General features: G+C 62.9%; 17 protein-coding genes and 1 pseudogene. 12 read left to right on the top strand and 6 right to left on the bottom strand.

The window, feature by feature from the left end; genetic code table 11:
• Positions 1 to 185 precede the first annotated feature (185 nt).
• Positions 186 to 386, top strand: a complete 201-nt coding sequence (locus AC0KW6_RS15325) for a hypothetical protein (RefSeq protein ID WP_416361476.1) — start codon at positions 186 to 188, stop codon at positions 384 to 386.
• A 30-nt stretch (positions 387 to 416) separates the two neighbouring features.
• On the opposite strand, the gene AC0KW6_RS15320 is transcribed toward AC0KW6_RS15325, so the two are convergent.
• Positions 417 to 1,265 (bottom strand): LOG family protein, encoded by an 849-nt coding sequence (locus AC0KW6_RS15320; RefSeq protein WP_474035331.1) that lies wholly within the window; start codon positions 1,263 to 1,265, stop codon positions 417 to 419.
• A 147-nt stretch (positions 1,266 to 1,412) separates the two neighbouring features.
• On the opposite strand from AC0KW6_RS15320, the gene AC0KW6_RS15315 reads away from it, so the two are divergent.
• From AC0KW6_RS15315 to AC0KW6_RS15300, 4 genes are all read left to right on the top strand, one after another.
• Positions 1,413 to 2,333 (top strand): threonine/serine dehydratase, encoded by a 921-nt coding sequence (locus AC0KW6_RS15315; RefSeq protein ID WP_474035330.1) that lies wholly within the window; start codon positions 1,413 to 1,415, stop codon positions 2,331 to 2,333.
• A gap of 38 nt (positions 2,334 to 2,371) precedes the next feature.
• On the top strand, positions 2,372 to 2,971 hold the full coding sequence (locus tag AC0KW6_RS15310; RefSeq protein ID WP_323776036.1) for a GntR family transcriptional regulator: 600 nt from the start codon (positions 2,372 to 2,374) through the stop codon (positions 2,969 to 2,971).
• A gap of 110 nt (positions 2,972 to 3,081) precedes the next feature.
• A complete protein-coding gene (gene dapD, locus AC0KW6_RS15305; RefSeq protein ID WP_323776037.1) occupies positions 3,082 to 3,909 on the top strand; it encodes a 2,3,4,5-tetrahydropyridine-2,6-dicarboxylate N-succinyltransferase in 828 nt (275 codons plus the stop codon).
• 202 nt (positions 3,910 to 4,111) lie between these two features.
• Positions 4,112 to 5,479 (top strand): formimidoylglutamate deiminase, encoded by a 1,368-nt coding sequence (locus AC0KW6_RS15300; RefSeq protein ID WP_323776038.1) that lies wholly within the window; start codon positions 4,112 to 4,114, stop codon positions 5,477 to 5,479.
• On the opposite strand, the gene AC0KW6_RS15295 is transcribed toward AC0KW6_RS15300, so the two are convergent.
• Positions 5,476 to 6,009, bottom strand: coding sequence for a HutD/Ves family protein (locus tag AC0KW6_RS15295; protein ID WP_323776039.1), 534 nt, complete (start codon positions 6,007 to 6,009; stop codon positions 5,476 to 5,478). The genes AC0KW6_RS15300 and AC0KW6_RS15295 overlap by 4 nt on opposite strands.
• A gap of 142 nt (positions 6,010 to 6,151) precedes the next feature.
• Here AC0KW6_RS15295 and AC0KW6_RS15290 point away from each other — a divergent pair, with 142 nt between their 5' ends.
• Entirely contained in the window at positions 6,152 to 6,499 is a 348-nt protein-coding gene (locus AC0KW6_RS15290; RefSeq protein ID WP_024092300.1) for a hypothetical protein, read from the top strand.
• A 9-nt stretch (positions 6,500 to 6,508) separates the two neighbouring features.
• Here AC0KW6_RS15290 and AC0KW6_RS15285 read toward each other — a convergent pair whose 3' ends face one another.
• Positions 6,509 to 7,564 carry a transporter substrate-binding domain-containing protein gene (locus AC0KW6_RS15285; protein ID WP_474035354.1) on the bottom strand — a complete coding sequence of 352 codons (1,056 nt, stop codon included), beginning with the start codon at positions 7,562 to 7,564 and terminating at the stop codon, positions 6,509 to 6,511.
• Between the two features lie 574 nt (positions 7,565 to 8,138).
• Between AC0KW6_RS15285 and dapE the strand changes: the two genes are divergently transcribed.
• The 4 genes from dapE to rnr are packed head-to-tail and all read left to right on the top strand — an operon-like array spanning position 8,139 to position 12,607.
• On the top strand, positions 8,139 to 9,284 hold the full coding sequence (gene dapE, locus AC0KW6_RS15280; RefSeq protein WP_474035329.1) for a succinyl-diaminopimelate desuccinylase: 1,146 nt from the start codon (positions 8,139 to 8,141) through the stop codon (positions 9,282 to 9,284).
• Entirely contained in the window at positions 9,281 to 9,706 is a 426-nt protein-coding gene (locus AC0KW6_RS15275; RefSeq protein ID WP_323776041.1) for a GNAT family N-acetyltransferase, read from the top strand. The genes dapE and AC0KW6_RS15275 overlap by 4 nt, the downstream gene beginning before the upstream one ends.
• Positions 9,703 to 10,275 carry a TIGR04282 family arsenosugar biosynthesis glycosyltransferase gene (locus tag AC0KW6_RS15270; protein WP_323776042.1) on the top strand — a complete coding sequence of 191 codons (573 nt, stop codon included), beginning with the start codon at positions 9,703 to 9,705 and terminating at the stop codon, positions 10,273 to 10,275. The genes AC0KW6_RS15275 and AC0KW6_RS15270 overlap by 4 nt, the downstream gene beginning before the upstream one ends.
• Before the next feature lie 52 nt (positions 10,276 to 10,327).
• Positions 10,328 to 12,607, top strand: a complete 2,280-nt coding sequence (rnr, locus tag AC0KW6_RS15265) for a ribonuclease R (protein ID WP_323776043.1) — start codon at positions 10,328 to 10,330, stop codon at positions 12,605 to 12,607.
• Between the two features lie 34 nt (positions 12,608 to 12,641).
• Here the strand turns inward: rnr and AC0KW6_RS15260 are convergent, their stop codons facing one another.
• Together AC0KW6_RS15260 and AC0KW6_RS15255 are read right to left on the bottom strand one after the other, a co-directional pair.
• Positions 12,642 to 13,064 carry a DUF1801 domain-containing protein gene (locus AC0KW6_RS15260; RefSeq protein ID WP_474035328.1) on the bottom strand — a complete coding sequence of 141 codons (423 nt, stop codon included), beginning with the start codon at positions 13,062 to 13,064 and terminating at the stop codon, positions 12,642 to 12,644.
• Positions 13,061 to 13,759 (bottom strand): glutathione S-transferase family protein, encoded by a 699-nt coding sequence (locus AC0KW6_RS15255; RefSeq protein ID WP_474035327.1) that lies wholly within the window; start codon positions 13,757 to 13,759, stop codon positions 13,061 to 13,063. The genes AC0KW6_RS15260 and AC0KW6_RS15255 overlap by 4 nt, the downstream gene beginning before the upstream one ends.
• Before the next feature lie 89 nt (positions 13,760 to 13,848).
• Here AC0KW6_RS15255 and AC0KW6_RS15250 point away from each other — a divergent pair, with 89 nt between their 5' ends.
• Together AC0KW6_RS15250 and AC0KW6_RS15245 are read left to right on the top strand one after the other, a co-directional pair.
• Entirely contained in the window at positions 13,849 to 14,565 is a 717-nt protein-coding gene (locus AC0KW6_RS15250; RefSeq protein ID WP_474035326.1) for a helix-turn-helix transcriptional regulator, read from the top strand.
• Between the two features lie 61 nt (positions 14,566 to 14,626).
• Entirely contained in the window at positions 14,627 to 15,955 is a 1,329-nt protein-coding gene (locus AC0KW6_RS15245; RefSeq protein ID WP_474035325.1) for a lytic murein transglycosylase, read from the top strand.
• A 118-nt stretch (positions 15,956 to 16,073) separates the two neighbouring features.
• Here the strand turns inward: AC0KW6_RS15245 and AC0KW6_RS15240 are convergent.
• Positions 16,074 to 16,919: pseudogene (locus AC0KW6_RS15240) on the bottom strand (ABC transporter permease); the annotation flags it as partial.
• Position 16,920 lies beyond the last annotated feature (1 nt).

The following is a 16,920-nucleotide window of genomic DNA, read 5'->3' as shown; positions in this document are numbered from 1 at the left end:
TTTCAGCTGTTTGGAAAAGGAATGCTGTGGCTGACACCTGAGAGGTGTTGCGCAAGAGCCGCACTCCGGTGCGCGGATCAGCCCGCCGCATTCTTTCCACAATACAGCTGAAATTCCGCCGCCTGCTGACAACAGTTTCGTACACACGGACAATCCACTTTCAAAAGGACTCTACAATGGCTCCGATGGAACGCAAGACTGCCCCGATCGACCCCAGCATGCTGGACTTTATCCGCCGCGAACGGGAAAAGGCACTCAGCCCGCGCGAATGGCAATTCCGGCTGCGCGGCTACGGTTATTCTGTAAAAACCATTGAAGGCGCCCAGATACTCACCCGGCTCACCACCGGTGACGAGATTGGTAGGCTGCCGCCGGAATTCGCCTGATTCTGGCAGCAGCTGCAATGCAGACGGCGCTTAGCGGTCGCGCCCGGGCAGGCTGTCGCGCGGCGGCGCGGGCTCCCAGTTGTCGATAACCTCCACCGCTTGCTTGGCGGTGTCGACCACGCGGAACAGGTCCAGATCCTGATCCGAAATGGTGCCGGCATCGGCCAGCGCCTCCCAATTAATGATCTTGTCCCAGAACGCCTTGCCAAACAGCAAGAAAGGAACCCGTTCCATCCGGCCGGTCTGGATCAGCGTCAGGCTTTCGAACAGCTCATCCAAGGTGCCAAAACCGCCAGGAAACACGGTTATAGCCCGCGCCCGCATCAGAAAATGCATCTTGCGGATCGCGAAGTAGTGAAAATTAAAGCTGAGGTCCGGCGTCACATAGCCGTTGGGCGCCTGCTCATGCGGCAGCACGATTGATAGGCCAATGGACTGGCCGCCTGCTTCCAATGCGCCGCGATTGCCCGCCTCCATCACACCAGGACCACCGCCGGTTACGATCACATTCTGGCGGCCGCCGCTTTGCATCGACTTTTCAGTCATCAGCCGGGCGAACTCGCGCGCCTCATCATAGAAATGCGACAGATCCGCCAGCGTTTGGGTCCGCGCCTGATCCTTGTGCTCGGGATCCGGAATGCGGGCGCCGCCGAACATCACGATGGTGCTTTCAATGCCATGCTCGTTCAGCATCAACTCCGGCTTCAGCAGCTCCAGCTGCAGCCGCACCGGGCGCAGTTCCTCGCGGCACAGAAACTCTTCATCGGCAAAGGCAAGCCGGTAGGCAGGCGCCTGGGTCTGCGGCGTGGCAGGCACATGCTCGGCCTGGTCCCGGTCGGAATGGGCATCGCGGAAACGGCTGTGGCGGTCTTCGGTCATAGAAAGTCCCAAGTTAATAAACAGGTCTCCCTTTGTAGCCGCCCTTGGCCGTTAGCGCCAATCAAGAATGCAGGAAATGCCACTGCCCGCTTGCACCCGGCGACCGCATGGCTAAGGTTCCACCGCGGCACACAAGGAGCACGGCAAATGGACTGGCAGGCAGAAATCAGGAACGCGGCAGAACGCATTGGCCCCTATGTGCAGCAGACCCCGGTGATGCAAACGCAGGGCTTCGGATTGGGTTTCCCGGTGGCGCTGAAGCTGGAGCATTTGCAGCATACCGGCAGCTTCAAGGCGCGCGGTGCCTTCAACACATTGCTGAGCCGGCCAGTGCCCCCGGCCGGATTGGTGGCAGCTTCCGGCGGCAACCACGGCGCCGCCGCGGCCTATGCCGCGCATCAGCTGGGCCACAAGGCCCGGGTCTATGTGCCCGAAATGGCCGGCCCTGCCAAAATTTCCCTGATCGAAAGCACGGGCGCCGATCTGCAGGTCGTGCCTGGTGCCTATGCCAATGCATTGGAGCAAGCACAGTCCTACGAAGCTGCAACCGGCGCCATGCAGGTCCACGCCTATGATGCACCCGCCACCGTTGCGGGCCAGGGCACCTGCTTTGCCGAATGGCAGGCCCAAGGCCTTGAGGCGGATACCCTCCTGATCGCGGTGGGCGGCGGAGGGCTGATTGCCGGCGCGCTGGCCTGGTTCCACGGCACAAAGAAGATCGTTGCGGTAGAGCCCGGAACCTCCTGCGCTCTGCATGCGGCATTGCAGGCCCGCCAACCGGTGGATGTGGACGTCTCCGGCATTGCGGCCAACGCCCTTGGCGCTAAACGCATCGGCGCCATCTGTTTCGAGCTTGCGTCGGCACAAGACCTGACATCGGTGACCGTACCGGACAGCGCCATCGCCAATGCCCAGACCGCACTGTGGCGCGAGCGGCGGATCCTGGCCGAACCCGCAGGTGCCACCGCTCTGGCTGCGCTGATGTGCGGCGCCTACCGCCCTGCGCCCGGCGAGCGTGTGGCAGTACTGATCTGCGGCGGCAACATAGCCCCGGATCCCTTGGGATAATCCTTGCGGGCAGGAGGCGGCCCCGGTATCGCCAATACATGTCCGAAACCATTGCCGACACGATTTATCAAAGCTTGAGCGAGCGCATCATTACCGGCAGCCTCCCAGCCGGCGAAAGGCTGCGCCAGGACCATATCGCACGCGAGTTTGAGGCAAGTCATGTGCCCGTGCGCGAAGCCTTGCTGCGGCTGGAGGCGCATGGGCTCGCCAAATCCGAACCCCGCCGCGGCACCCGTGTCAGCGCCCTGGACCCTTCCGAAATCCGCGAAGTGATCGAGATGCGGGTCGCGCTGGAGGTTCTGGCCCTCACACATGCATTCGGCCGCCTCACACCCGAGGACGTCGAAACCGCCGAGTCCGCCCGTCTGGCCTGTGATGCGGCGGAGGATATGGCCAGTTGGGAACGGTTAAACCGCACCTTTCACAAGGTGATACTGACCCCCTGCGCAATGCCGCGGCTGCTGGCCTCGATCGACGATCTGCACATCGCTGCAGCCCGCCATCTGTTCGCCAACTGGCAGCACCGATGGACCCGCCGGGTGGACAGCGACCATGCCGCAATCGTTCAGGCGATGGTCCGCCGCGACGCGGCCGGAGCCTGCGAAATCCTGCGCCGCCACCTGCGCCGGGTGCGCTGACAGCAGGCAAAACGCCGTGCGGAGCGGCAATTTGGACGCAATCCGGACATGACCTGCGGGCAGATTGCCGCTATGTAACCCCGAATCTAACGGATGCCGGAGGAACCCCCATGTCCAACGCCCAGCTGGAAGCAGCAATCGAAGCCGCCTGGGAGGCGCGCGACACCATCACCCCCGCCACCACCGGCGAGACCCGTGAAGCCATTGAAGACACTCTGAACGCGCTGGATTCCGGATCTCTGCGCGTGGCCGAGAAGCTGGACAGCGGCGACTGGCATGTGAATCAGTGGGCGAAGAAGGCGGTTTTGCTGGGCTTCCGCATCAAGGATATGGAAATCCAAGAAGGCGGCCCGCAGGCCGGCGGCTGGTGGGACAAGGTCGACAGCAAGTTTGCCGGCTGGGATGAAGACCAGTGGAAATCCGCTGGTTTCCGCGCAGTCCCCAACTGCGTCGTCCGCAAATCCGCCTATGTCGCGCCTGGTGCTGTGCTGATGCCCTCTTTCGTGAACCTCGGCGCATATGTCGGCGAAGGCACTATGGTTGACACCTGGGCCACCGTGGGCTCCTGCGCGCAGATCGGCAAGAACGTGCACCTTTCCGGCGGCGTCGGTATCGGCGGCGTGCTGGAGCCGATGCAGGCCGGCCCCACCATCATCGAGGACAACTGCTTCATCGGCGCCCGCTCCGAAGTGGTCGAGGGTTGCATCGTGCGCGAAGGCTCGGTTCTGGGCATGGGCGTGTTCATCGGCAAGTCGACCAAAATCGTTGACCGCGAGACCGGCGAAGTGACCTATGGTGAAGTGCCGCCCTATTCGGTTGTGGTGGCAGGCTCGATGCCCTCCAAGAACAACATCAGCCTCTACTGCGCGGTGATTGTGAAGCGGGTTGATGAGAAGACCCGCTCCAAGACCGGCATCAACGAACTGCTGCGCGACTGACCCGCGTCACAGTTCAAACCTCATAGAACGCGCCCCTCACCGGGCGCGTTTTTCGTTTCAGCAGATGCACCAGCTTCTGTATGGTTCCCAATACTCCGGGGCGAGGCCGCCAGGCCGAGGGGCAGCGCCCCTCCTGCGCAATACTCTTGCAGCATAATAAACATGCAGCTATTAACATTATATCTACACATAAGAGGGTCTCATGCAGACGATATTCGCCCAGCACGCCCGCCTGCCCCAAGGGTGGGCAGAGAACCTCCGGCTGACGGTTGACAACGGCCGGATCTCCTCCCTGGAAACCAATGCCCAGGCGCAGCCGGGTGATACGCCGGCAGATGTGCTGCTGCCATCACTGGGCAACCTGCATTCCCACACCTTCCAGCGCGCAATGGCCGGCATGACCGAATACCGTGCCGCCGGAAAGGACAGCTTCTGGACCTGGCGCGAGCTGATGTACCGTTTCATGGACCGCATCACCCCGGAACAGTACGAGGCCATTGCGGCGCTGGTGTTCATGGAGATGCTGGAAGCCGGTTACGCATCTGTCGGCGAGTTCCATTATGTCCACCACCAGCCGGGCGGTGCGCATTTTGGTTCAATGACCGAGCTCAGCGAGCGGGTCTTTGCCGCTGCCAGCCAGACCGGCATCGGCCTCACCCATCTGCCGGTGCTCTATACCTACGGCGGAGCCGGAAAACAGGCTTTGAACGGTGGTCAGCAGCGGTTCGGCAATTCTGTGGCTGAGTTCGCTGATCTCGCCGCCCGCGCCCGTGATATTGCGGCACGGGAGCTGCCGCAGGACGCCTGCGTCGGTATCGCACCGCACTCGCTGCGCGCCACCTGCCCCGAGGACCTGGCAGCAGTGCTGCAGATCCAGGACGGGCTGCCGGTGCATATCCATATCTCCGAGCAGCCCAAGGAAGTCGCCGACATTAGTGATTGGCTGGGGGCGCGGCCGGTCGAATGGCTGCTAGGCAACGCCCCGGTTGACGGCAAATGGTGCCTGATCCACGCAACCCATATGACCAGCGCCGAGACCGTGGGCATGGCCCGGTCCGGCGCCGTCGCAGGCCTGTGCCCGATCACCGAGGCAAACCTCGGCGACGGCCCGTTCAACGGGGTGGAATACCTGGCTCATGATGGCCTGTTCGGAGTCGGATCAGACTCCAACGTGCGGATTTCACTGCCCGAGGAGTTGCGCACGCTGGAGTATTCCCAGCGCCTGCGGGATCTGGCCCGCAACGTGCTGGTGCCCGGCGAAGGCTCGGTGGGCGAGACGCTGTACTTGGGCGCAGCCAAGGGCGGTGCGCAGGCCCTGGGCCGCGATGCCGGCCGGATCGAAGAAGGTGCATTGGCGGATCTGGTGGCCCTTGACAGCGGCGTGCCCGCGCTGTGCGCACTGAAGCCGGAGCAGATGCTGGACGGGTTGTGTTTTGCGGCGGGTGACGACTCCGTGACCGATGTCTGGAGCGCCGGCCGCCATGTGGTCCAGCAGGGACGCCACATCGCCCGCGACAGCGTGGTTGCGGGATACCGAAGTGCAATCAAGGAGCTGCTAAACAGCCTCTAAACCGGCAAGAACTGCACTTGGATGATCGCGCCGCCATCGGAAACCACTCCGCTGGTGGCGTTCTCCATTACGATCCCCTCACCCGCGGTAAAATGCCCCCTGCCTGCTATCTCCAATCTGCCGGCAACAACAAACAGCACGTGGTGGTCCGCAAAGGCAGGCAGCGCCCCATCCCTTAAAATCCCGGCCTCTGCCGTGACCCTTGCCGGATCATAGATCACGTTGAACGCCTTGCTGGGCCCGTCGCGCAGGCGGCACTCCAGTTCCAGCCCGCCGTCAAACCGCAATGGATGCAGCGGGCGGGCCTCCAGGCGTGTCCCGCTGTTCGACAGGACGTGCCCGGCCCCCTCGACGATGCAATGGATGCGCGCAAGGCCCGGAAAGGCAGAGAACCGGCCGCTTTGATCGATATCCGCCAGGCTTAGGCGCCAGATCATTTGGCCGCCTTCTTGGTGTACCGCCAGCTCGCGGGTCACGCCGCCGCCGTTTTTCCAAGGTACCGGCTGGGCAGAAAGAGCGGAGATGCGCATCGGCAGGTCCTTTTCGGGAGCAGATAAGCATAGACATAATATGCCGCCACCCGCCGCTGCAAGCCATCCGTTCATCCGGGCCCTAAGTCCCGCTGCCGCTATTTGATTGACCACCCCCCTGCCCCGGCGCTATGGCGGCGGCATGGAAAAGAAGAAACCCTCCCGCCAGCAAGTTTATACCCTGCTTGTCCAGATCGGGCGCAAGGACGGCGACGGCCTGCCAGATGGTGCCACCGGTGCGGCGCTGATGATCTATGCCTCCGGCGTGGATGAGGCTGAGGCGGTGCGCGAAACCGTGGCGATCCTCAAGCAGGCCGATACCGCGCCGCTTGATGTCACCGGCTATGGCACCCTGGAAGAACGCGAAGCCGAAGGCCATGAGATCGGTGACGAGGAGCGCGCGCTGATGCAGCGGGCGCTGGAAGAGAACGCCGTGATCGTCGCCCAGATGACGCCGTTCTTCGACGGCGAGGAGCCGGTCTTTCACTAACTGCGGGCGTCAGTTCCGGCTACCGAACCATTCGCGGTAAAGGGCGTCATAGCTGCCGTCCTCCTGCAATGCCAGCAGCGCCCGATTGATCTCTTCCACCAGCGGTGAGCCAGCCGGGAACACCAGCCCGTAATTCTCGCGCAAAAAGGGCTGGCCAATAGTATGGCCGTACTGGTGGCCGCCCTGCCGGACGTAGAAATTCAGCACCGGCGCATCAAAAACCAGCGCCTTCACCTCGCCGGTTTCAAAGCCGGCCAGCATTTCCGCCAGCCCGGAATAGGCCGAATAGTCGATCTCACGACGGTCAAGGAAGCCCGCCGCGGTCGACCCGCCAATGGTTCCTACGGATCTTCCATAAAGGTCGTTCACCGAGTTCACCGAGCCGCTGATCGCCTCCACCGTCATTACAGCGGTGATCTTGGCGACAAAGACCGAAACGATGAACAGCGAAGACACAACCAGAACCACGCCGAACATCCGGCCCACCGGCGTGCGCGGCACCCGTTCCTCGAATCCGCCGTTCACCACCAGGTTCAGCGCCCACCAGAAGGAAGGGAACCAGGCTTCCTTCAAGGGGCGGTCGAAATAGGGCTGGGCGCGGCGCTCGAAGGCCCACATCAGCATGCCGCCGCCGAACAGCAGCAAGAAGGCAATGCCGATCGCCGCAGCCAGGTCCCAGGACAGCAGCGCCCGCATCAGCGACGGCTGACGGACTTCATCGGCCTGAACCATGATCTGCAGGCCGCTTTCGAAAATGGGCTGGCTGAAGTCCATCACCACTTCGCGCGCGGCGGTAATGGAGATATTAGCAACGGCCAGATCCGCCTCGCCGCGCCGCACCCCGTCCAGCATCTCCGCAAAGCTGTTCGTGCGGTTGACTTGGTAGTCCCACTCCAGCCGCTCCGCCAGAATTTTCAGGAGTTCCAGGGAAAAGCCGGTGTCGCGGCCTTCCTCTACCATCGAAAACGGCGGCCGGGTGACCGTGTTGACCGTCAGCACCTGCGCAGACAGCAATTGCCCCCAAATCAGGAACAGGGCGGCGGTTGTCAGGCGGAGATACAGCACGGGAACGCTCGGGTCAGGCCTCTGGGACAGTTTTAACGTCCTTATGCGGTTACCCTTTTTCACGCAAGCGCCTTGGCGGGAAAGGCCGGAGTCGAAGCTGGAGCTGTTTCGGGCCGTCCGCTGTTCGCCCGGCATCGCGGCCTCCAAGGCCCGCAGCTCCGGGAATCTCGGCTGCCGGTGCTCGGGCAGGGTACCGACTGCCAGCGGCGGCTCATGATGCGGCAGCACCGCCTGAAAGCAAGTGATCAGCGGCGTGTCTGACGCGCCCGGCAGAGCGGTGCCCTGAGGCGCACCGGCGCAAAGGCACCTCTTGACGGCAGCTGCATTGAAGCCAGCAGTGTTGTTTTCGCCGGACGTGTCGGTCGACATCTGAGTAGAACGGTTGGGGGCGCCACCGGAGCGGGTGAAGTGACCGGCCCGCCCGGTGGACAGGATCACGCCGGTGTCGCTGGGTGTGCGCGCGGTCACCCGTGAAACCGCTGCTTTTGCGCCACATTTTCTGATGGCTCTGTGAATTGCACCGCGCCCCGATCCGCGCTAGGCCTGTGCCAACCGGAAAGTGAGGAACCCGCCCATGCCGCAAACCGATCCCGCCCGCCTGACCGCCGATCTGATCCGCTGCCCGTCAGTGACGCCCGAAGAAGGCGGCGCACTGGTGCTGTTGGAGAAACTGCTGAGCGAGGCTGATTTTCAGTGCACCCGGACAGACCGCGGCGATGTCAGCAACCTGTTTGCCCGATGGGGCGCCAAAGGCCACGCCAAAACCTTCGGCTTCAACGGCCATACTGATGTGGTGCCGCTAGGGGATGAGGCCGCCTGGACCATGCCGCCTTTCGGCGCCGAAGAAAAAGACGGGTTTATGTACGGGCGCGGATCCACCGACATGAAATCGGGGGTCGCCGCCTTCGCCGCCGCCGCCATTGATTTTGTGAAGGTCACCCCCCCGGACGGCGCCATCATCCTGACCATCACCGGCGACGAGGAAGGCGATGCTGTGGACGGAACCACCGCGCTGCTGGACTACATGGAGCGCACGGGCGAACAGATGTCCGTCTGCCTGGTGGGTGAACCTACTTGTCCCGACGAGATGGGGGAAATGATCAAGATCGGCCGCCGCGGTTCACTGACCGCCTGGTTCACGGTGACTGGTGTGCAGGGGCATTCGGCCTACCCGCACCGCGCCAATAACCCGCTGAACGCGATGGTGCGGCTGATGGATCGGCTGGCCAGCCATGAACTGGACCAGGGCACCGATCATTTTGATGCCTCGACGCTGGCGGTCGTTACCATTGACACCGGCAACCCGGCCACCAACGTGATCCCGGCGCAGGCGGCCTCAACCGTCAACATCCGTTTCAATGACTCCCACAGCGGCGTCAGCCTGACAGAGTGGCTGCAAGGCGAGGCTGGCAAAGTGGCGGCGGAGTTCGGCGTTGAAATCGGGATCGATGTGCAGGTCTCCGGCGAAAGCTTTATCACCCCGCCAGGAGCGCTGTCAGATCTGGTTTCAGCATCGGTCGAGGCGGAAACCGGCCGCAAGCCCGAACTGTCGACCACCGGCGGCACCTCCGATGCGCGCTTCGTCAAGAATCACTGCCCGGTGGTGGAATTCGGCCTGGTCGGCAAAACCATGCATCAGGTGGATGAACGGGTGGAAGTGGCCCAGATCCACCAGCTGAAATCTATCTACACCCGGATCCTGCAGGATTATTTTGCATGAACCTGAACATCGCTGTCACGGACGATCTTGAAACCTGCTTTTCCCTGCGCCACCAGGTGTTCGTGGTGGAGCAAGGCGTGCCGGCGGACATGGAACAGGACGCGCTGGATGACGCTGCGACGCATCTGCTGGCGGTTCAGGACGGCACCCCCGTCGGAGCCGCGCGGATTGTCTTCAACGGTGACACTGCCAAGATCGGCCGGGTCTGCGTGCTGCCGTCCACCCGCGGCACCGGCCTCGGTGCCAAGCTGATCGAGGCGGCGGTTGAAACGGCTCAGGCCCGCCCCCGCACTGCCAAAGCCAAACTGGGCGCGCAGCTCCATGCCATCGGGTTCTACGAAAAGCTTGGCTTCACCGCCTTCGGTCCGGTCTATGACGATGCCGGCATCGATCACCGGGACATGGTGCTTGATTTCACGTGAAACGCACCCTGATCATCATGGTTAAGGAGCCGCGCCCTGGCCGGGTGAAAACCCGGCTGGCCCGGGACATCGGCGTGATCCCGGCAACCTGGTGGTTCCGCCACCAATCCGCCCGGCTGATGCGGCGATTGCGCGATCCGCGCTGGCGGATTGTGCTGGCGGCAGCTCCCGACATCGCGGTGAATTCAAAGGTCTGGCCTGCTGATCTGCCCCGCTTGCCGCAAGGCGGCGGCGACCTGGGTCAGCGGATGAAGCGGATGCTGCAATCTGCCCCCGGCCCTGCCTGCCTGATCGGCGCCGACATCCCTGGCATCACCCGCGCCCACATCGCCCGGGCCTTCACCGCCCTTGGCGGGCATGACGCCGCCTTTGGCCCCGCGGACGACGGCGGCTATTGGCTGGTTGGTGCAAAACACCCGGCCCGACTGCCGCACAGACTGTTCGAATACACCCGCTGGTCCAGCGAACACGCGCTGGCGGACACGTTGCAAACCCTGCCCGGCTGGCGCATCGCGCTGACCGATACCCTGCGTGACGTCGACACGGCCGCGGATCTGCCGCAGCGCTGACGGCACGCTTTTCACCATGACGCCGCCCGCCCGCCGTGCTAGGGCGGAAGACATGAGCCGTATTCCCTCCAAGGCCGAAATCCTCGACTGGATCTCCGCCAACCCGACCCATACCTCCAAGCGCGACATCGCCAAGGCCTTTGGCATTAAGGGCGCCGACCGCATCGACCTCAAGCGCATCCTCAAGGAGCTGGAGGCCGAGGGCCACTTGCATAAGCGCAAGAAGACCTACCGCGACCCGGACCAGCTGCCGCCTGTGACCGTGCTGCAGGTCAAGGCACCGGACGCTGATGGCGATCTCTACGGACGCCCGCTGGAGTGGCATGGCGAGGGCGTGGAGCCAGTCATCCTGATCCTCCCCCGCGCCTCGGATCCGGCCTTGGGTGAAGGCGACAAGATCCTGGTAAAGCTGCAGCAGGTTCCGGATCAGGACCACAACTACGAAGCCCGGCTGATCCGCCGCATCGGCAGCAACCCGAGACGGGTGCTGGGCATCTTCCGCGCAGGCTCCGAAGGCGGGCGGATCGTGCCGATCGACAAGGCCGCGTCCAGCGAATGGATGGTGGCACCGGACGCCATAAACGGCGCCAAAGACGGCGAGCTGGTCGAAGCCGAACAGGCTGGTCCCAAGGGCCGCATGGGGTTACCGCGGGCGCGGATCGTGGAGCGGCTGGGCGACCCGGCAGCACCTAAGGCGGTGTCGCTGATTGCCATTCACCAGCATGGTATCCCTGACCATTTCCCCGATCCGGTCATGACCGAGGCGGATGCCGCCAAGCCGATGGGTCTCAAGGGCCGCGAAGACCTGCGCGAGCTGCCCCTGGTCACCATCGACCCGGCGGATGCGCGCGACCACGACGACGCCTGCTATGCCCATTCCGACGACGACCCGAAGAACCCGGGCGGCCATGTGATTTGGGTGGCGATTGCCGATGTGGCCGCCTATGTGCGCCCCGGCTCTGCACTGGACCGCGAAGCCCGCAAACGCGGCAACTCCAGCTATTTTCCCGACCGGGTTGTGCCGATGCTGCCGGACCGGCTGTCAGGCGATCTCTGTTCACTGCACGAAGGGGTGCCGCGTGCCTGTATCGCGGTGCGTATGCAGGTGGACGCCGAAGGCAACAAGATCGGGCACCGGTTTGTGCGCGGGCTGATGCGCTCTGCCGCCTCGCTGCATTACGCCGAGGTGCAAGACGCGCAGGACGGCGATGCAAACGAGAAGACCACGCCATTTCTGGAAGATGTGATCAAGCCGCTTTTTGCGGCATACGCGGCTCTAAAAAGGGCAAGAGCCGTGCGTGAGCCGCTGGACCTGGAGCTGCCGGAACGCAAAATCATACTGGATGACGCTGGTAGTGTAACTTCGGTTGCCTTCCGCGACCGGCTGGATGCGCACAAGCTGATCGAGGAGTTTATGATCCTTGCCAATGTCGCCGCGGCGGAAACGCTGATCAAAAAGCGCTCGCCGCTGTTGTTCCGGGTGCATGAGGAACCGGCGCAGGAGAAGCTGGAAGCACTGCGCGAAACCGCCCGCGCGGCGGGATTGAACCTGGCCAAGGGCCAAGTGCTGCAGACCCGGCATCTGAACGCGCTGCTGAACCACGCGGCGGGAACCGATGAGGCGGAGCTGATCAATATCTCCACCCTGCGGTCGATGCAGCAGGCCTATTACAACCCGGAGAACTTTGGCCATTTCGGTCTGGCACTCAAGAACTACGCGCATTTTACCTCGCCGATCCGGCGCTATGCGGACCTGATTGTTCACCGTTCCCTCATCTCCTCGCACGGTTGGGGCGACGATGGGCTGGATGCAGCCCAGATCGAACGGCTGGAGGAGACCGCCACTCATATCTCCGACACCGAGCGGCGATCGATGATAGCGGAACGCGACACCACGGACCGCTATTTGGCCTCATACCTCAGTGAACGCGTGGGCAATGAATTCGAGGGGCGGATCAGCGGCATTGCCCGGTTCGGGGCCTTTGTGAAACTGGACGAGACCGGCGCCGACGGGCTGGTTCCTGTCCGCTCGATCGGGCGGGAGTTCTTCCATTTCGACGCCCAGGCCGGCACGCTGATGGGGGCAGACACCGGCATGACCCTGGCCATCGGCCAGCGGGTGACCGTGCGGCTGGTTCAGGCAGCACCGGTGACCGGCGGGCTGGAGCTGGAATTGCTTGCAATTGAAAACCTGGAACTGCCCAAGGGCGGCGGATCCCGCAAAGGCGGACGGCGCAGCCCGGCAGGCCGGACCGTGAAGCGCAAAGCTGCAAAGTCCAAGCACAAGGCTGCCAAAGTCAGACGCAAGGTAGAGCGCAAGCGGCGGGATTAAGCAGCTGTCCCCGCGGGGACAGCCCGGCATTTTGTCAGGCCGGCATCTCCAGCGGCGGCCGGATACGGTACGTCAAGGCGCGCTTGATCAGCCAGCCATGACGAATGGGTTCGACCTCGGCGGGATCATTGAACAGAACTGCACGGGTGCCCTCAAACCGGTCCCAGGCCGGGAAGGCCGCGGCAAACTCCGGGATCAGCCGGCTTTGGCAATGCACAAACAGCGCGAAACGCGCGTCCTTCGGAACCCCAAGCCTGATGGTGGAACCCGTCTTGGTTTCTGGCGTTATGTAGGATGGCTGCCCCCAGCGTAGAACTTCCTCCACCCGCCCGGCTTCTGGTGTCTCGGAGGCGGTTTTGACTATCAGCTGCCGGAGCCGCAGCAGCCCTTCCCGCGCAAGCGGGTCAGAGACCGCAAAGGCGGCCTCGATCTCTGCGGGGGAACAGGCAGGTTTCATGGCAAGGGCACCGTTTCGAATACACGGCTCAAATAAGCGCACAGAACCTTGTCGTCTCGCAAGTGATTGCTGACCGCCGAAGCCTCAGAGGTGTGCAGCATGGAGATCAGAAACGGCGCTACGCTTAAATCTGCCGAGGAGATCTTGCCACCCATCAGAAATCCGCGTTCGGCGGCAAGCGCGGCGATGGCCTTCAGATCCTGTTCCAGTCGGCGCAACCGCTCTGCATTGCTAAACCGGGCGACGCCTTGCCAGTGCAGCCCGTCCTGGATTTCTTTTCTGACCGGGGCGCTGATCTCTTCCCGCATGGGGCCGGGAACCGGCTGGAAGATCTGATCACGCACTTCCGGCCAGACTGTGTCGTCGTTCCAGCGCATTTGCAGCAAGTGCAGGCCCAGATGATATTCTGCCAGCCGGACCCAAGCGCGCGCCTGGGCGCGGGACGCCGCATCCAGCCCTGTGTCAAAATCGGCACCCTGCGCCTCCAGCCAGTCGCGGATGCCGTCGCTGTCGGAAATTTGGCCTTCCGGGGTTTCCAGTACTGGCAGTTTCCGGTGCGGCATTCCGGTGGGATCGAGAAGGTCGCTGCGCTGCCATGGCTGGCCAGACAGCTCCAGCATCATCGCGGACTTAATGCAGAAGGGGCTGATGCTGAACAAACCGAAGCCGGTGGGGAATGTGAGGAGGGAAAGCATTGCAGAAATCCTGTTCGTTGCGTTTAATCGGCCCTTCTCTAAACCTTACTAATGACAGAAATTGTCATTAAGTCATAGAATGATCAGACATGTCCCGAACCCACCGACTCTTTCAGCTGATGCAGGCCCTGCGCCTGGGCCCCGGCCCGCATACCGCGGCGCGGCTGGGCGAGGAACTGGGGATATCCGCCCGCAGCATCCACCGTGACATTGCCACCCTGCGCGAAATGGGCGCGGTAATTGATGGCGCCGCGGGCTATGGGTTCACCCTGATCGAGGACAACGCCCTGCCGCCGATGGGGTTTCGCGATACGGAACTGGAGGCGCTGGTGCTGGGCCTGCGCGAAGTCGAGCAGATCGGCGATCCCGAGCTGGCCAAAGCGGCTTCGGAAGCGCTGCGCAAGCTGCAGGCGCGGCTACCGTCGCGGCAGGCGCACCGGTTGCGCCACGCGGTGCTGGCACCCTACCGGTTTGACCGGCCTATCCCGCCCGCGATTTCGGCACAGGAGTTACGCCAGGCCACCTGGGACGAGGTGGAGGTACGCTTTGGTTATACTGACGGGCACGGCGCGGCGACCGAGCGGCAGGTGAAACCGCTGAGTGTGGTTTATTTTGACCGCTCGACTGTGCTGATTGCCTGGTGCTGCCTGCGTGAAGCCATCCGTGTGTTCCGGCTGGACCGGATGCAAGCACTGCAGATCACAGGGCAAAGCTTCCGTCCGCAGCGGGTGCCGATGCTGCGGGACGCACTGGAGCAGTTCCGCCACGAACACCGGCAAGCGGCCCCCCGCACATGCAAGGACTGACCTCTTTACCAGAACCGCACCTCGGTTAGACTGGCGGGGAGCAGTGATAATGAGGTGCATCATGCGCAGATGGGTTGCAGCGTCCCTGGTAGCAGGCGGCGCAATGGCGGCAGAGGCCGCACCGGACAGTTCCCTGAGACCCGCCCAGCGTCCCGGGCTTTTCGAAGATGGGGGGCAAGGGGAAGGCATTCAATTGGCTGCGGCCACTGCCCAGAGACCTGCGGAAAGGCCAGCGGATTCTAAACCCCTGAAGCCGGAACTTGCCGCTGCGGACCTGAACTTCCAAGGCTGGATCATGGCGTTCCGTAACCGGGCAATTGTGCAGGGGGTCAGCGCGCCGGTGCTGGACAGCGCATTTTCCGGGGTCAGCTTTGATGCTGAGGTGATCCGCCGCGACCGCAACCAGTCGGAGTTCACCAAGACGATCTGGGACTACCTGGACAGTGCCGCCTCGGACCTGCGGGTTAAAAACGGCAAGGCGGCGCTGCAGGCGCAGCGTGCCCGGCTGGATCGGATCGAAGCGGCATATGGTGTCGAAAAAGAGATCGTTGTGGCGATCTGGGGGCTGGAAAGCAGCTATGGCACGTTCCGTGGCAAGATGGATGTGGTTCGGTCCCTGGCGACGCTGGCCTTTGACGGCCGGCGCGGGGCATTTTTCGAGGGCCAGCTGGTCGCTGCGCTGAAGATCCTGCAGGCCGGCGATGTCGCCGCCCGCAAGATGACCGGCAGCTGGGCCGGCGCCATGGGGCACACCCAGTTCATCCCGACGTCGTATCTGGACTACGCCGTGGATTTCACCGGCGATGGCAAGCGAGATATCTGGTCGGACAACCCGGCTGATGCGCTGGCCTCAACCGCGGCTTATCTTAATAAATTCGGCTGGGTGAAAGGGCAGCCTTGGGGCTTGGAAGTCTCCCTGCCTGAAGGATTTGACTACACGCTGGCAGATCGGGAAATCGAGAAGCCGCCTTCGGAATGGGCCGCGCTTGGCGTCAAAGGACTGGACGGGCGCCCGGTGGCAGGTCACGGTCCCGCAGCGATCCTGCTGCCCGCCGGCAGTGCCGGGGCTGCCTTTATGATCTTTGAAAATTTCGCCGTTCTGGAACGCTACAACACGGCAGATGCCTATGTGATCGGTGTCGGTCATCTGGCGGACCGGATCAAGGGCGGCACTCCGATCCAGGGCAACTGGCCGCGCGGCGACCGGGCACTGACCCTGTCCGAGCGGGAAGAAATGCAGCAGCGGCTGACCCGGGCGGGTTTCGACACTGATGGCATCGATGGCAAAATCGGACCAAAGACCATCGGCGCTGTGCGCGCCTTTCAGGTTGCCAAAGGATTGACGCCGGACGGCTATGCGTCCCTGCAGCTGTTGCAAAAGCTGCGGTGACAACGTCTTGAGGCGGCCGCCCCGCTTTGGCCTTACAGCCAAATCAACTCTGGGGTATTTCCGGTATTAAAAAAGGCCCCGGATCGGGGCCTTTTTTATAGAGTTTTCTAAGGATTGATCAGCTGGGCGACATGCCGCGCAAACGCTCGGAGCGGCGGCGCAGCATTTCTACCGTAGCCAGCAGCATGATGGAGATCGCCACCAGCAGCGTCGCCACAGCCAGAATGGTTGGCGAAATCTGCTCCCGCAAACCGATGAACATTTGCCAGGGCAATGTCTTCTGACCGGCAGAACCAACAAAGAGCACTACGACGACCTCGTCAAAAGAGGTGATGAAGGCAAACAAGCCGCCTGAAATCACCCCGGGCAGGATCAGCGGCATCTGCACCCTGAAGAAGGTGGTGACCGGATCCGCGCCCATGTTGGCCGCAGCCCGGGTGAGCGACCGGTCGAAACCGACCAGGGTTGCTGTCACCGTGATGATCACGAAAGGGATACCCAGCGCCGCATGTGCCAGCACCACGCCGAAGTATGTGCCCTGAAGGCCAATACGGCTGTAGAAGAAGTACATGCCCGCTGCAGAGATGATCAGCGGCACAATCATAGGCGAGATCAGAATCGCCATGATCGCCCGGCGGAAGGGGACATGCGGCTGGCTGAGGCCGATCGCTGCCAATGTCCCGAAGGTCACCGAGACGATGGTCGCCATCGGCGCGATCTTCAGCGAGTTCCACATCGCGGACTGCCAGGAGTCATTGCTGAAGAAGTCGCGGTAGTGCTTCAGCGAGTAGCCTTCGGGATCCAGCCGCAGCATTTCAGGCGTGAAGGTGAAGAAGTCCTGCGCGTTGAAGCTGAGCGGGATGATCACCACGATCGGCGCGATCAGGAAGAAGAACACCAGTCCGCAGATGACCCGGAAGGAATAGTACCAAGCACGCTGGCCGGTGGTTGCATAAGGAGGAAGT

Source organism: Leisingera sp. SA215 (assembly GCF_055902035.1).
This window is presented reverse-complemented; position numbering and strand designations above follow the sequence as displayed.